12 protein-coding genes and 1 other RNA gene are annotated in these 14,826 nt (G+C 72.4%); 11 read left to right on the top strand and 2 right to left on the bottom strand.

Features of this window, described 5'->3' with window-relative positions; all coding sequences use genetic code 11:
- Positions 1 to 27 precede the first annotated feature (27 nt).
- Positions 28 to 416: a transfer-messenger RNA gene (gene ssrA / locus OG332_RS17015) on the top strand.
- A gap of 104 nt (positions 417 to 520) precedes the next feature.
- On the opposite strand, the gene OG332_RS17010 is transcribed toward ssrA, so the two are convergent.
- Entirely contained in the window at positions 521 to 1,861 is a 1,341-nt protein-coding gene (locus OG332_RS17010; RefSeq protein ID WP_442816163.1) for an MFS transporter, read from the bottom strand.
- Between the two features lie 84 nt (positions 1,862 to 1,945).
- Between OG332_RS17010 and OG332_RS17005 the strand changes: the two genes are divergently transcribed.
- The 8 genes from OG332_RS17005 (at position 1,946) to OG332_RS16970 (ending at position 11,875) form a co-directional block, all read left to right on the top strand.
- A complete protein-coding gene (locus OG332_RS17005; protein ID WP_327414276.1) occupies positions 1,946 to 2,911 on the top strand; it encodes a LysR family transcriptional regulator in 966 nt (321 codons plus the stop codon).
- Between the two features lie 97 nt (positions 2,912 to 3,008).
- Positions 3,009 to 4,379, top strand: a complete 1,371-nt coding sequence (locus OG332_RS17000; RefSeq protein WP_327414275.1) for a nitrate/nitrite transporter — start codon at positions 3,009 to 3,011, stop codon at positions 4,377 to 4,379.
- A 99-nt stretch (positions 4,380 to 4,478) separates the two neighbouring features.
- Positions 4,479 to 5,666: a uroporphyrinogen-III synthase gene (locus OG332_RS16995; protein WP_327414274.1), complete on the top strand. Its 1,188-nt coding sequence runs from the start codon at positions 4,479 to 4,481 to the stop codon at positions 5,664 to 5,666.
- A gap of 9 nt (positions 5,667 to 5,675) precedes the next feature.
- Complete coding sequence (locus OG332_RS16990) at positions 5,676 to 6,224, top strand: GNAT family N-acetyltransferase (RefSeq protein WP_327414273.1); 549 nt, start codon at positions 5,676 to 5,678, stop codon at positions 6,222 to 6,224.
- A 170-nt stretch (positions 6,225 to 6,394) separates the two neighbouring features.
- Complete coding sequence (locus OG332_RS16985) at positions 6,395 to 6,955, top strand: CGNR zinc finger domain-containing protein (protein WP_327414272.1); 561 nt, start codon at positions 6,395 to 6,397, stop codon at positions 6,953 to 6,955.
- Positions 6,956 to 7,058: 103 nt separating this feature from the next.
- The gene (locus OG332_RS16980; protein WP_327414271.1) at positions 7,059 to 9,365 is read left to right on the top strand and encodes a HelD family protein; all 2,307 of its coding nucleotides are present in this window, start codon (positions 7,059 to 7,061) and stop codon (positions 9,363 to 9,365) included.
- Positions 9,366 to 9,849: 484 nt separating this feature from the next.
- Entirely contained in the window at positions 9,850 to 11,253 is a 1,404-nt protein-coding gene (locus OG332_RS16975) for an NAD-dependent malic enzyme (RefSeq protein ID WP_327414270.1), read from the top strand.
- A gap of 340 nt (positions 11,254 to 11,593) precedes the next feature.
- A complete protein-coding gene (locus OG332_RS16970) occupies positions 11,594 to 11,875 on the top strand; it encodes an HU family DNA-binding protein (RefSeq protein ID WP_007264399.1) in 282 nt (93 codons plus the stop codon).
- A 343-nt stretch (positions 11,876 to 12,218) separates the two neighbouring features.
- Here OG332_RS16970 and murA read toward each other — a convergent pair whose 3' ends face one another.
- Positions 12,219 to 13,559, bottom strand: a complete 1,341-nt coding sequence (murA, locus tag OG332_RS16965; protein ID WP_319721912.1) for a UDP-N-acetylglucosamine 1-carboxyvinyltransferase — start codon at positions 13,557 to 13,559, stop codon at positions 12,219 to 12,221.
- 264 nt (positions 13,560 to 13,823) lie between these two features.
- Between murA and OG332_RS16960 the strand changes: the two genes are divergently transcribed.
- Entirely contained in the window at positions 13,824 to 14,384 is a 561-nt protein-coding gene (locus tag OG332_RS16960; RefSeq protein ID WP_327414269.1) for a YqgE/AlgH family protein, read from the top strand.
- A gap of 29 nt (positions 14,385 to 14,413) precedes the next feature.
- Positions 14,414 to 14,698, top strand: coding sequence for a DUF3039 domain-containing protein (locus tag OG332_RS16955; RefSeq protein ID WP_030010729.1), 285 nt, complete (start codon positions 14,414 to 14,416; stop codon positions 14,696 to 14,698).
- The last annotated feature ends 128 nt before the right edge of the window (positions 14,699 to 14,826 follow it).

The raw sequence follows: 14,826 nt of genomic DNA, 5'->3' as shown, positions 1-14,826 counted from the left end.
GGTACATAACTGAAAAGCGTGAAACATGGGGATGATCGGTTTCGACAGCGGATGTCGATGCAGGGGAAGCGAGCCGAGGAAGCGGCAATGATCTCGCTAACCATATGTCGCAAACAATAATCGCCAACTCCAAGAGCGATAACTCCCGCTTCACCCTCGCTGCCTAATAACAGTGAGCTGAAGCCTCTGTGAGGAGCGTCAGCCCGGAAGTGGTCCCGGTCCGGATCCTGGCGTCAATTAGGGATCTAAACCTCTAACCCCGGTCACGGGGGTTGGAGGGAAATCAAACAGTGACTGAGCCCGTCGGAGACTTGTCCGTGTGATCTCCGGGGCCGAGAAAATCGCAGCGGACTGCGCTCGGAGAAGCCCTGCTTCTGCACCGTTGGACGCGGGTTCGATTCCCGCCATCTCCACCACCCCATGTGGGCAAAGGCCCCGCAGCCTCTCGGCTGCGGGGCCTTCGTCATGCCGGGCGGGCCGCTGTCGGCAGAACGGCACCTTGTTGAGAAGGCACCCCCGGTTATTGCGGATCATGAGCGGAGGCCGCGCGTACCACGCGGGAACGATCACTCGCCCGCCGCATGAATCGTCCCGGCGCGGTGGTCGCCAGCGCGATCAGCGCGGCCGCGGCCGGCACCCCGTAGGCGGCGGTCGGGCCCACGCTCTCCACCGCGAGGCCGGCGCCGGCCGAGCCGGCCGCGATGCCCGCGAAGATGGCGGTGACCGCGAGCGTCATGCCCTCGTTGAGGCGTCCCTCGGGGGTGAGGGCGTGGACCCGGGACATCGCCGTGACCATCGTCGGGGCCGTGGCCATGCCGGCCAGGAGGAGGGCGCAGCCGAGGGCGGGCAGGGAGCCGGTGGCCGCGGCGGCCCAGGGGAGGGTCATGAGGACGGCCAGGGCGCACACGCAGGCCTTCAGCGAGCGGGGGCGCAGGGTTCCGTAGAGCAGGCCCGCCGCACACGATCCCGCGGCCTGCAGGGCCAGGATCAGACCGGTGGAGGCGCCGAGGCCCCGGGCGTCGAGGTGGGCGATCGAGGTGATCTCCATCGAGCCGAAGACCACGCCGGTGATGAGGAAGAGCGGCAGCAGCGGGCCGAGGGCGCGCAGCGGTGAGCCCTTCCGGGGCGCCGCGGCCACCGGGGGCTGGGTGGCGCGGCAGGAGGTGAAGACCAGCATGCCGGTGAGCAGCAGGGCCGCGCCGGTGAGGGTGCCCGCTTCCGGGAAGACGGCGCTGCAGAGGAAGGCCGCCAGGACCGGTCCGAGCATGAAGCACAGTTCGTCGGCGGCCTGTTCGAAGGACATCGCCGTGTGGTGCGCGGCCGGGGAGTCGCGTAGCAGGTGCGTCCAGCGGGCGCGGGACATGCCGCCGATGTTGGGAGTGGTGGCGGTCGCGGCGTACGAGGCGAAGAGGGTCCAGGCGGGGGCCCCGGTGCGGACGCACGCGATCAGGGAGAGCGAGCCGAGGACCGCGATGAGGGTGGCCGGTACGGCGATCCGGGCCTGGCCGTGGCGGTCGATCAGCCGGGCGGTCCAGGGCGCGACCAGCGCGGTGGCGGCCAGGCCGGTCGCCGTGACCGCGCCGGCGAGGGCGTACGAGCCGCGCTGTCCGGCGATCATCATGACCGCGCTGACCCCGAACATGCCCATGGGGAGCCGGGCGAGGAGGTTCCCGGCGGTGAATCCGCGGGTGCCGGGCCGGGCGAACAGGCGGCGGTAGGGGCCCTGGGGCATGCGGGCCGGCCGGGAGGCTCCGGCGGGCGGTCCGGCGATGACGAGGGTGCTGCCGGTGACGGTCATGCGCGGGGTGCCGGCGGCGCGGGCGGCGGTCGTGCGGGCGGCGGTCGTGGTGGTGGCGGGCATGGGAAGAGCCTCGGGCCGAGCCCCCGTCCCGGTCCAACACCTGTTCGGAGCCCATTCACCGCCATCCGTTGTTAGTCTCCGGGGGTGAATCCCCGCGATCTCGACCCCCGGCTGCTGCGCGGGTTCGTCGCGGCCGCCGAGGAGCTGCACTTCACCCGCGCCGCCGCCCGCCTCTACGTGGCCCAGCAGGCGCTCAGCCGCGATGTCCGGCGGCTCGAACAGGCCCTGGGCGCGGCGCTGTTCCTACGGACCACCCGGCAGGTGGAGCTGACCGCCGACGGCCAGCGGCTGCTGCCGCTGGCCCGGCGCGTGCTGGCCGCGCACGAGGAGCTCGCCGCCGCCTTCACCGCGCCCCGCCCGCTCCTCGTCGACCTGAACACCGACGGGCCCAGCACCCCGCGGACCGTGCTGGAAAGGGCCCGCGACCTCGCCCCCGACTGCGAGCTGATGGCCCGCTTCGAGAGCGGCCTGACCCACGCCGCCGCCGAGATCGCCGCCGGCCGGCTCGACGTCTCCTTCGGGTACGCCGACGGGCTGGACCCGGCGCTGCGGGCGCCGCTCGCGCAGGCGCCCGTACGGTACGAGCCGCTCGCCGTGCTGCTGCCCGAGGGGCACGCGCTGGCCGCGCGGGAGACCGTACCGCTGGACGCGCTCGCCGGGGAGACCGTGTACGCGGGCGCCGGGAACCCGCGGACGCTGGAGTGGACCGGGCTGGCGCGCGAGCTGTTCGCCGGGCGGGGGATCCTGATGGCGCCGCCCGCGCCGGTGGCGATGGGCAAGGAGGAGTTCCGCCGGGTGATGGCCAAGACCGGCAACCCGGTCCTGGCCACCGTGGACTTCCTCGACATGCCCGGCTGCGTGAAACGGCCGCTGACCGACCCGGTGCCCCTGTCCCCGCTGTCCATGGTGTGGCGCAAGGGCTTCGCACACCCCGGCCTGGACGCCCTGCGCGCCGCGGCCGCCGGGCTGGCGGCCGAGCGGGGGTGGCTGGAAGCGCCCGCCGGGAGCCGCCTCCCGGCACGGCTCACACACGGCTCCGGCGGCGGGTGAGAGCAAGGTTTCCCGGCGGTCATCCGGCGGGGACCGGGGCCGAAACGCGCCCTTCCTACGGTCGTCACCACGGACGCGACAGCTGTGGAGGCGTGTGATGACCGGTACGACCGCACCGCGCAGGGGAGGCCGCTGGATCGAGCAGTGGGATCCCGAGGACGAGACCTTCTGGAAGGAGACGGGGGAGCGGACCGCCCGCCGCAACCTGCTCTACTCCGTGCTCTCCGAGCACATCGGGTTCTCCATCTGGTCGTTCTGGTCCGTGATGGTGCTCTTCATGGGCCCCGCCTACGGCATCGACCCGGCCGGGAAGTTCTTCCTCATCGCGGCCGCGACCCTCGTCGGCGCCCTGGTGCGGGTGCCGTACACCTTCGCCGTCGCCCGCTTCGGCGGCCGGAACTGGACCGTCTTCAGCGCGCTGATGCTGCTCGCGCCGACGGTGGCCGCACTGGTGGTGATGGAGCCCGGGACCTCGTACGGGACCTTCCTGCTCGTCGCGGTCCTGACCGGGGTGGGCGGCGGCAACTTCGCCTCTTCCATGACCAACATCAACGCCTTCTTCCCGCTGCGCAAGAAGGGCTGGGCGCTCGGCCTGAACGCCGGCGGCGGCAACATCGGCGTGCCCGTGGTCCAGCTGGCCGGACTGCTGGTCATCGCCACCGCCGGGGCCGCGCACCCGCGGCTGCTGCTCGGCGCCTACATCCCGCTGATCGTGCTCGCGGCGGTCCTGGCGGCCGTACGGATGGACAACCTGGCGCCCGTGCGCAACGACACCGGAGCCGTCCGCGAGGCACTCAAGGACGCGCACACCTGGATCATGTCCTTCCTCTACATCGGGACGTTCGGGTCCTTCATCGGATACAGCTTCGCCTTCGGCCTGGTGCTCCAGACCCAGTTCGGCCGCACCCCGCTGCAGGCCGCCTCGCTGACCTTCATCGGCCCCCTGCTCGGATCGCTGATCCGGCCGGTGGGCGGGGCGCTGGCGGACCGGTTCGGCGGGGCGCGGATCACCCTCGGGACGTTCGTGGCGATGGCGGCGGCGACCGGGGTCGTCGTGTTCGCCTCGGGCCGGTCCTCGCTGCCCGTCTTCCTCGTCGGGTTCGTGGCGCTGTTCGTCCTGAGCGGGCTCGGCAACGGGTCGACGTACAAGATGATCCCGGGCATCTTCCAGGCGAAGGCGCTGGCCCGCGGAATGAGCGGCGAGGAGGCCGCGGCCTACGGACGGCGGCTCTCCGGGGCCGCCATGGGACTCATCGGAGCGGTCGGCGCACTCGGCGGACTCGGCATCAACCTCGTCTTCCGGGAGGCCTTCCTCAGCTCCGGCTCCGGCACGGCGGCCTTCGTCACCTTCCTCGGCTTCTACGCCCTGTGCTGCGCGGTGACATGGGCGGTATACCTTCGCCGGCCGGCGCCCGCGGCGGTCCCGGCCGTCGGAGTCGAAGCGAAACCGCAGCTCACGTCGGTGTAACCGGGGCGAAATACGGGTGAACCGAGTCCGACATGCCGGGTTGGCAGGCTCGGTCCACCCGTTCCGCCCCGCCCCCCATGCGTCGCTAGGCAGGTCACGATGGACCACACGAACACCGACACGAACACCGGCCCGCTCGCGGGCTTCACCGTCGGCGTCACCGCTGCCCGGCGGGCGGACGAACTCATCGCGCTGCTGCGGCGGCGCGGAGCGGCGGTGCTGCACGCTCCCGCGCTGCGGATCGTGCCCCTCGCCGACGACAGCGAACTGCTCGCCGCCACCAAGGAACTCATCGGCTGCGCACCGGACGTGGTCGTGGCCACCACCGCCATCGGCTTCCGCGGATGGATCGAGGCGGCCGACGGGTGGGGCGTCGGCGAGGAACTGCTGGAGCGGCTGAGGGCCACCGAACTCCTCGCGCGAGGGCCGAAGGTGAAGGGCGCCATCCGGGCCGCCGGGCTCGTGGAGACCTGGTCCCCGGAGTCGGAATCCCTCGCCGAAGTACTGGAACGCCTGCTGACGGCCGGGGTGGCGGGCCGGCGGATCGCACTCCAGCTGCACGGGGAGCCGCTGCCCGGCTTCGTCGAGGCGCTGCGCGCCGGCGGAGCCGACGTGGTCGTCGTGCCGGTGTACCGGTGGATGGCGCCGGAGGACCTCGGGCCGCTCGACCGGCTGCTCGACGCGATCGTCGGCGGCGGGGTGGACGCCGTCAGCTTCACCTCGGCGCCGGCGGCCGCCTCCCTGCTGTCCCGGGCCGAGGAGAGGGGCGTACGGGAGGCCGTGCTGGACGCGCTGCGCGGCCCGCTGCTGTCCGCGTGCGTCGGGCCGGTGACCGCGCTGCCGCTCCAGGCGCACGGGGTGGCCACGGTCCAGCCGGAACGCTTCCGGCTGGGCCCGCTGGTGCAGCTGCTCTGCCAGGAACTGCCGGGCCGCGCACGGGTGCTGCCGGTGGCCGGTCACCGGGTGGAGATCCGCGGGCACGCCGTCCTGGTGGACGCGCAGCTGCGGCCCGTACCGCCCGCCGGGATGGCCCTGCTGCGGGCCCTGGCCCGGCGGCCCGGCTGGGTGGTGGCCCGCGCGGAGCTGCTGCGGGTACTGCCGGGCGCGGGCCGCGACGAGCACGCCGTGGAGACGGCGATGGCCCGGCTGCGGGCGGCGCTCGGGGCGCCGAACCTGATCCAGACCGTGGTCAAGCGGGGGTACCGGCTGTCGCTGGACGCGGGCGGCGAGGCCAAGTACGGGGAGCTCCCGCTGGATGCGGTGACGGCCAGGGGGGTCCTCGGCTAGCGTGCCGGGATGATCATTGACGGCGTGGAGATGAGGGGCGTCGCGCTCGGCGACGCCGCCGGGCTGGCGGAGGCGTTCGCGCGGAACCGGGCGTTCATGGCGCACGTGGAGCCGGTCCGGCCGGACGCGTACTACACGGAGCAGGGGCAGCGGGAACGCATCGAGGGGATCCTCGCCGAGCGGGACGCGGGGCGGATCGTCCCGTACGTGCTCGTGGAGACGGCCACGGGCGCACCCGTCGGCGCGATCAACCTGGGCTCCATCGCCCGCGGGCCGCTGTGCAGCGGCGGCGTGGGCTACTGGGTCGACCCCGCCTGGCACGGCAAGGGGCTGGCCACCGCGGCGGTGGAGGAGGTCTGCCGGATCGCCCGCGACGAGGTCGGCCTGCACCGGGTGGAAGCCGGGACCCTGGTCGACAACCTCGCCTCGCAGCGGGTGCTGGCGAAGGCGGGCTTCGAGCCGTACGGGCTCGCGCCGCGCTACCTCCACATCAACGGCGCCTGGCGCGACCACCGCCTCTTCCAACGCCTCCTGCACGACGACCCGCCGGCGGCCTAGCCATTTCAGCCCCGGCGGGGCTGGATTTGGCCGGCGTCAGCCCGCAGGTCCGGGCAGAGCCCGGGGACAGCTCCGCTCAGCCGCAGCCCGGGCGTACCGGTTCGGGGGCTTCCGCTGCGACCCGCAGGGCGGCAATCTGGTACGGCACCCCACGACGGGAGGCTGACGGCATGCGGTTCGATTCCGGGCGCGTCTGTCTGGACCTGGTGGCCACCTTCACCCCCCACGAGGGGATCCCGGACGGCGACGAGCTGCGGGTGTGGCTCGCCGGGGCCGGGCTGGTGCCCGACCGGACACCGCTGGCGCGGGTGGGACCCGACTGGGCCGCTGCCTTCCGGGCCCTGCGCGGCGACGTGGAAACCCTCGTACGGGCGGAGCTCGCCGGCGGCGGCTCCGACGAGAACGCCCTCGCCCGGGTCAACGCGCTGGCCGCCGGACCACCCCCCGGACTGTGTGCCGTACGGGACCAAGAGGGGCACCTCGTGAGGGAGTTGTGCGGCGGTGTGGAATGCGGCGCGCTGCTCGCCGCCGTCGCCCGGGACGCCGTCGAGCTGCTCACCGACCCCGGCGACCTGGCGCTGCTGCGGGCCTGCGAGGGCGACGGCTGCACCCGCGTCTACCTGGACACCTCCCGCGGCCACCGGCGCCGCTGGTGCTCCAGCGAGCTGTGCGGCAACCGCGAGCGCGTCGCCCGGCACCGCCGCCGGGCCCTGGCGTCCGGATCCCGGTAGCGGGCGTATCACTCAGCGAGACCGGTTCCGGAACGGGCGTGCGGACAGGGGGCCGGTTCGCGTACGGTTGACGGTCGCCCATGCACGTCAGAAGGGGGCCTTGGTGGCCGCGCAGAATGCCGCTGTCGACAGCACGGTGGATTCCGTCCGCGATCGGGAGATCGCGGTCGAGCAGACGCATCTCGACCACGTGTACCGACGCCTCGAGGAGAAGATCCACGAGGCGGAGTTCCTCATGAACGACGCCGCCCAGCGCGGCCAAGTGGGGACGCCCGGCGCACTCGCCGAGCGAGACGCGCAGGTCTTCCGGGCGGGCATCCACCTGAACCGGCTCCACAACGAGTTCGAGGACTTCCTCTTCGGCCGCATCGACCTGGTGCTCGGCAAGGACGGGGAGCGCGGCCCCGACGGCGCGTACACCTCCGTCGAGCCCGCCGACGACGCGATCCGCGCGGACCTCACGGCCGACGTCGCCGAGACGCTGCACATCGGCCGCATCGGAGTCCTGGACTCCGACTACGCCCCGCTGGTCATCGACTGGCGCGCACCGGCCGCCGCGCCGTTCTACCGCTCCACGCCCAAGGAGCCCGGCCGCGTCGTGCGCCGCCGCGTCATCCGCTCCAAGGGCCGCAAGGTGCTGGGCGTCGAAGACGACCTGATGCGCCCCGAGGTCACCGCCTTCCTCGACGGCCGGGAGCTGCCCGCCATCGGCGACGGCGCCCTGATGGCCGCCCTCGGGCGGGCCCGTACGCACTCGATGCGGGACATCGTCTCCTCCATCCAGGCCGAGCAGGACCTGGTCATCCGGGCGCCCGCCGCCTCCGTCGCCGAGGTCGCCGGCGGACCGGGCACCGGCAAGACCGCCGTCGCCCTGCACCGCGCCGCCTACCTGCTCTACCAGGACCGGCGCCGCTACTCCGGCGGCATCCTGATCGTCTCCCCGACCCCGCTGCTCGTCGCGTACACCGAGGGCGTGCTGCCCTCGCTGGGCGAGGAGGGCCAGGTGGCGATCCGGGCCCTCGGCTCGCTCGTCGACGGCGCGGAGGCCACCACTTACGACTCCCCGGCCGTGGCCCGCATCAAGGGCTCCTCACGGATGCTGAAGGTGCTCCGCAAGGCCGTACGCGGCGCACTGGAGCTCGGCGGCGCCCCCGACCGGCTGCGCGTGGTGGCCTTCGGCCGCCGCCAGGAGCTGGAGGCGGCCGAGCTGAACCGGATCCGGCAGAACGTGCTCAGCGGCACCGCCCCGGTCAACCTGCTGCGCCCGCGCGCCCGCAAGCTGCTTCTCGACGCCCTGTACGCGAAGTCCGGCGGCGCCGGCCGGCACAGCGATCCGGAGCTGGCAGCCGAACTGCGCTCCGCCTTCGACGAGGACGTCTCCACCGAGGACGCCTTCATCGGCTTCCTGGGCGCCTGGTGGCCCGAGCTGACCCCGCGCACGGTGCTCGCCGCGCTCGCCGACGAGCGCCACCTCGGCCGCTGGTCGCGCCGGGACCTGAACCCGCGCGAGACCCGCCAGCTGGCCCGTTCGCTGCGCCGGGTGGGCCCGGACGGCAAGGGCCCCCTGTCGGTGCACGACGTGGCGCTGCTCGACGAGCTCCAGCTGCTGCTCGGCGCCCCCGCGCGGCCCAGGCGGAGGCGGGAGATGGACCCGCTCGACCAGCTCAGCGGGCTGGAGGAGCTGATGCCGACCCGCGAGGAGACCCAGTGGGAGCGGGCCGAGCGGCTCGCGGCGGAGCGCACCGAGTACGCGCACGTCATCGTGGACGAGGCCCAGGACCTGACGCCGATGCAGTGGCGGATGGTGGGCCGCCGGGGCCGGCACGGCACCTGGACGGTCGTCGGCGACCCGGCGCAGTCCTCCTGGACCGATCCGGAGGAGGCGGCGGCGGCCCGCGACGAGGCGCTGGGCAGCCGGCCGCGCCGGCGGTTCACGCTGACGGTCAACTACCGCAACCCGGCGGAGGTCGCAGAGGTCGCCTCCCGCGTGCTGCGGCTGGCGATGCCCGGCATGGAGCCGCCGTCGGCGGTCCGCTCCACGGGGCTGGAGCCCCGGTTCACGGCCGCGGAGGGCGATCTGGGCGCGGCGGTCCGCGAGGAGACCCGGCGGCTGCTGGAACAGGTGGACGGCACCGTCGGCGTGGTCGTGGCCATGGACCGGCGCGCGGAGGCCGCGGGCTGGCTCGCCGACCTGGGCGCCCGGGCGGTGGCGCTGGGCAGCCTGGAGGCCAAGGGCCTGGAGTACGACGCCACGGTGGTCGTCTCCCCGGCGGAGATCGCGGACGAGTCCCCGGCGGGCCTGCGGGTGCTGTACGTGGCGCTGACGCGTGCCACGCAGCAGCTGACGGTGGTCTCGGCCGACCGGGACAAGCCGGACGCGGACGGGGTGCCGGAGCTGCTGCTGCCGTAGGGGGCCGCCCCGCGGGGGCGGTTCACGGCACGGCTCCGGCCCTGCTCAAGGCCCCGTACATCCGTATGGTCCGCGGCCAGGAGCGTGGCGGCGCGAACCGACTGCGAGCAGGGGGATCACATTCGGCGATCCTTTGTTAGCCTGGGTACGGCACCGACTCGATCCAAGCCCCCGGGCCCAACCTTCGTCGCTTAGAGCGACCACTTGCCGCGAGGCGAGCATGGCGGGTCGGTGTCATAGACGTACGCATCACCAGGTCCGCGCCCTCCATCAGTGGAGGGCGCGGACCTGTTTTGTATGGACCCACCCTTCCGAACACCCCTTGTTATCTCGTATGGTGGAAGAGTCTTTCCGAATTTTGTAGCTGGTTACCTTGTACTGGCTGGTAGGTGGGACGATCGGACAACAGGTCCTGCCGCACCTGCTGTGCAGCGGGGCTCTGTGTGTTACAGCGAACCAGGGACAGAAGAAGAGGAACACGGCCATGGCAACGGCGCCCAGCGTCTCGTATTCGATGACGGTCCGTCTGGAAGTGCCCGCGAGCGGAACCGCGGTCTCCCAGCTCACCACCGCCGTGGAGTCCTCCGGCGGATCGGTCACCGGCCTCGACGTGACCGCCTCCGGCCACGAGAAGCTCCGGATCGACGTCACCATCGCCGCCACCTCCACCGCGCACGCGGACGAGATCGTCGAGAAGCTGCGCGGGATCGAGGGCGTCAGCCTCGGCAAGGTCTCCGACCGAACCTTCCTGATGCACCTCGGCGGCAAGATCGAGATGGCGTCCAAGCACCCCATCCGCAACCGTGACGACCTCTCCATGATCTACACCCCGGGCGTGGCCCGCGTGTGCATGGCGATCGCCGAGAACCCCGAGGACGCGCGCCGCCTCACCATCAAGCGCAACTCCGTCGCAGTCGTGACGGACGGCTCCGCCGTGCTGGGCCTGGGCAACATCGGACCCATGGCCGCGCTGCCCGTCATGGAGGGCAAGGCGGCCCTCTTCAAGCGCTTCGCCGGCATCGACGCCTGGCCGATCTGCCTCGACACCCAGGATTCCGACGAGATCGTCGCCATCGTCAAGGCCATCGCCCCGGGCTTCGCGGGCATCAACCTCGAGGACATCTCCGCGCCGCGCTGCTTCGAGATCGAGGCCCGGCTGCGCGAGGCCCTCGACATCCCCGTCTTCCACGACGACCAGCACGGCACCGCCATCGTCGTGCTCGCCGCGCTCACCAACGCACTGCGCGTGGTGGGCAAGGCAGTTGGCGACGTCAAGGTCGTCATGTCGGGCGCCGGCGCGGCCGGTACCGCCATCCTCAAGCTGCTCCTCGCGGCGGGCGTCAAGAACGCCGTCAGCGCCGACATCCACGGTGTCGTGCACGCCGGCCGCCCCGACCTCGTCGACGCGGCCCCCGACTCGCCGCTGCGCTGGATCGCCGACAACACCAACCCCGAGGGGTACACGGGCACTCTGAAGGAAGCCGTGGTCGGCGCCGACGTCTTCATCGGCGTCTCGGCCCCGAACGTGCTGTCCGGCGAGGACGTCGCCGCGATGGCGGAGGGTGCGATCGTGTTCGCGCTCGCGAACCCGGACCCCGAGGTGGACCCGGCCGTCGCCCGCCAGACCGCCGCCGTCGTCGCCACCGGCCGCTCCGACTTCCCGAACCAGATCAACAACGTGCTGGTCTTCCCGGGTGTCTTCCGCGGCCTGCTGGACGCCCAGTCCCGCACCGTGAACACGGAGATGATGCTGGCCGCCGCGAGCGCGCTGGCGGACGTCGTCGGCGAGGACGAGCTGAACGCGAACTACATCATCCCGTCGGTCTTCAACGACAAGGTCGCGGGCGCGGTCGCGGGCGCCGTCCGCAAGGCGGCGTCGGGCTCCTGACGCCCACTGTGAGAGCCCTCACGGCCCACCGCTCCCGGCGCGTCGCGAGATGCGGGCCCGGCGGGGCGCCTCTAGGGTTGCGGGGATGCCCGCGGGGTCCGCGGTCCGCAGCGGCGTGCGAGCGAAGGCATGGACGGAGCGTCACCGCGGCGTGACTGTGGCGCTTTTCGTGTGACCCCGGCGGGTGCCGGATTGGCTTTCCCGCCGCTGGTGGGGGCAGGATGCGTAACCGGGCGAGAGGGTCTGACGTTCAGACCCGGGTCCGGGGACTGTCCTAGGGCCCTGGCAGCATCGGCTTCGATCTCACGCCTCTAAGGCAAGTTGAACACGGGAGTACAACATGAACCGCAGTGAGCTGGTGGCCGCTCTGTCCGAGCGCGCCGAGGTGACCCGCAAGGACGCCGACGCCGTTCTGGCCGCGCTCGCCGAGACCGTCGGCGAGATTGTCGCCAAGGGCGACGAGAAGGTCACCATCCCCGGCTTCCTGACCTTCGAGCGCACCCACCGTGCCGCTCGCACCGCGCGCAACCCGCAGACCGGCGACCCCATCCAGATCCCGGCCGGCTACAGCGTGAAGGTCTCCGCGGGCTCCAAGCTCAAGGAAGCCGCCAAGGGCAAGTAGTCCTGCCCCCGGCGCCGACGGCCGCGCAGGCCTTCGGAACGCCAGCAGTGCCCAGTAATACGTAGAACGCCGAAGGGCGGCCACCCCCGGGCGGGGTGGCCGCCCTTCGGCCTGTCCGGGCCGCGCGGCGCCGGGTGCGCGCCCGGGCGCGTGGAGGTCCTGGGCGGGCGCCGCAGGCCCCGTGAGGGCCCGTCAGGGCGCCGTTGGACCCCGCCCGGCCCCTCTCGTCCCCGTCGGGTGTGCGCGGGCGCAGGCGGGCGCGTGAGTGCGTGTCAGGCGGGAGTACGGGAAAGCCCCCCGGCCCTTGAGGGGCCGGGGGGCTTTCGCGTACGCGGGTGCGGCGTCAGACGAGGTCGCCGCCGGGCAGCTCGACCTTCGCGCCGAGCTCCACGAGCTTCTCCATGAAGTTCTCGTAGCCGCGGTTGATGAGGTCGATGCCGTGCACGCGCGAGGTGCCCTCGGCGGCCAGCGCCGCGATGAGGTACGAGAACCCGCCGCGCAGGTCGGGGATGACCAGGTCGGCGCCCTGCAGCTTGGTGGGTCCGGAGACGACCGCCGAGTGCAGGAAGTTGCGCTGGCCGAAGCGGCAGGCCGAGCCGCCCAGGCACTCGCGGTACAGCTGGATGTGAGCACCCATCTGGTTGAGCGCCGAGGTGAAGCCGAGCCGGGACTCGTAGACCGTCTCGTGGACGATCGACAGGCCGGAGGCCTGGGTGAGGGCCACGACGAGCGGCTGCTGCCAGTCGGTCTGGAAGCCGGGGTGGACGTCCGTCTCCAGCGCGATCGCGTTGAGCGGGCCGCCCGGGTGCCAGAAGCGGATGCCGTCGTCGTCGATCTCGAACGCCCCGCCGACCCGGCGGAAGGTGTTCAGGAAGGTCATCATCGAGCGCTGCTGGGCGCCGCGCACGTAGATGTTGCCGCCGGTGGCCAGGGCCGCGGAAGCCCAGGACGCGGCCTCCAGACGGTCCGGGAGGGCCTTGTGGTTGTAGCCGCCGAGGCGGTCGACACCCGTGATCCGGATGGTCCGGTCGGTGTCGAGGGAGATGATCGCGCCCATCTTCTGCAGGACGCAGATGAGGTCCTCGATCTCCGGCTCGACCGCGGCGTTGCTGAGCTCGGTGACGCCCTCGGCCAGGACGGCCGTCAGGAGCACCTGCTCGGTCGAGCCGACGGACGGGTAGGGCAGGCGGATCTTGCAGCCGCGCAGGCGCTGCGGGGCTTCCAGGTACTGGCCGCCTTCGCGCTTCTCGATGGTCGCGCCGAACTGGCGGAGCACGTCGAAGTGGAAGTCGATCGGCCGGCCGCCGATGTCGCAGCCGCCGAGGCCCGGGATGAAGGCGTGGCCGAGGCGGTGCAGCAGGGGGCCGCAGAACAGGATCGGGATGCGCGACGAACCCGCGTGGGCGTCGATGTCGGCGACGTTGGCGCTCTCGACGTGGGTGGGGTCGAGCACCAGCTCGCCCGGCTCCTCGCCGGGGCGGACCGTCACCCCGTGCAGCTGGAGCAGCCCGCGTACGACACGCACGTCACGGATGTCGGGAACGTTGCGCAGCCGGCTGGGTTCGCTGCCGAGCAGAGCGGCGACCATGGCCTTGGGCACGAGGTTCTTCGCGCCGCGGACACGGATCTCGCCCTCAAGCGGGGTGCCGCCGTGGACAAGCAGGACATCGTCGGTGACGGTCATGAATCTCGCGTTCCGAAGAGGGGTGGGCAGGGGGCCAGGGGAAAAGGGTAAGGGCCACCACCCCCTTGTTCGTAAGGCCGACGTTGCCTTGGGACTGTCATGAATTCGGTACAACACCCTGCGTATCCACCACATGGCGGAGCGTTGCGTTCCGTCTACTCCGTCCGTGCGCGCTCCTTGCTGCTGCCGTGCGCCCTGAGCTGCGTGCGATCCGATCTCTCCGCCGGGGCCCCGCAAAGCGCGAATGTGCGGGATCATGGCGGCATGACCGAGGTGTCCTCCCTCACAGGGCGGCTGCTCGTGGCCACCCCCGCCCTCGCGGACCCGAATTTCGACCGCGCGGTGGTGCTGCTGCTCGACCACGACGAGCAGGGCTCCCTCGGCGTTGTCCTGAACCGGCCCACGCCCATCGGCGTCGGCGACGTCCTGCTCGCCTGGGCGCCCTTGGCCGGCGCCCCCGGCGTGGTCTTCCAGGGCGGGCCCGTGGCGCTGGACTCGGCCCTCGGGCTGGCGGTCATCCCGGGCGAGGAGGGGCCGCTCGGCTGGCGCCGGGTGCACGGGGCCATCGGGCTCGTCGACCTGGAGGCACCGCCGGAGCTGCTGGCCGCGGCCCTCGGCGGCCTGCGGATCTTCGCCGGCTACTCGGGCTGGGGCCCGGGCCAGCTGGAGGAGGAGCTGGGCGACGGCGCCTGGTACGTCGTGGAGTCGGAGCCCGGCGACGTGTCCTACCCCGACCCCGAACAGCTGTGGCGGGCCGTGCTGCGCCGCCAGCGCAGCGATCTCGCGATGGTCGCCACCTATCCGGACGACCCGTCGCTCAACTGACGGGCGCGGGGTTAAGTACCCTGGGTTCCATGAGCACTCTTGAGCCCGAGCGCGGGACTGGCACGGGGACCCTCGTAGAGCCGACGCCGCAGGTGTCGCACGGTGACGGCGACCACGAGCGCTTCGCCCACTACGTCCAGAAGGACAAGATCATGGCGAGCGCGCTCGACGGCACCCCCGTCGTCGCGCTCTGCGGCAAGGTCTGGGTACCGGGCCGGGACCCGAAGAAGTACCCGGTCTGCCCCATGTGCAAGGAGATCTACGAGTCCATGGGCCCCGGCGGGGACAAGGACAAGGGCGGCAAGGACAAGTAGTCCGACCCCTCTTCCTCCCTCTTTCGCGGGACCGAGGCCTCCGGTGCGCCACAGCGCGCTCGGGGGCCTTTGCCGTGCCCGCGGGGCGCGTTAGGGTCGGCGCCACGAGCACTCTGCGGAACGGGCGT

This window comes from Streptomyces sp. NBC_01233, assembly GCF_035989305.1.
In the GTDB taxonomy this organism is placed as follows: Bacteria; Actinomycetota; Actinomycetes; order Streptomycetales; family Streptomycetaceae; genus Streptomyces.
Note: the sequence above shows the minus strand (reverse complement) of the source record. Positions and strands in the feature narration are given on the sequence as shown.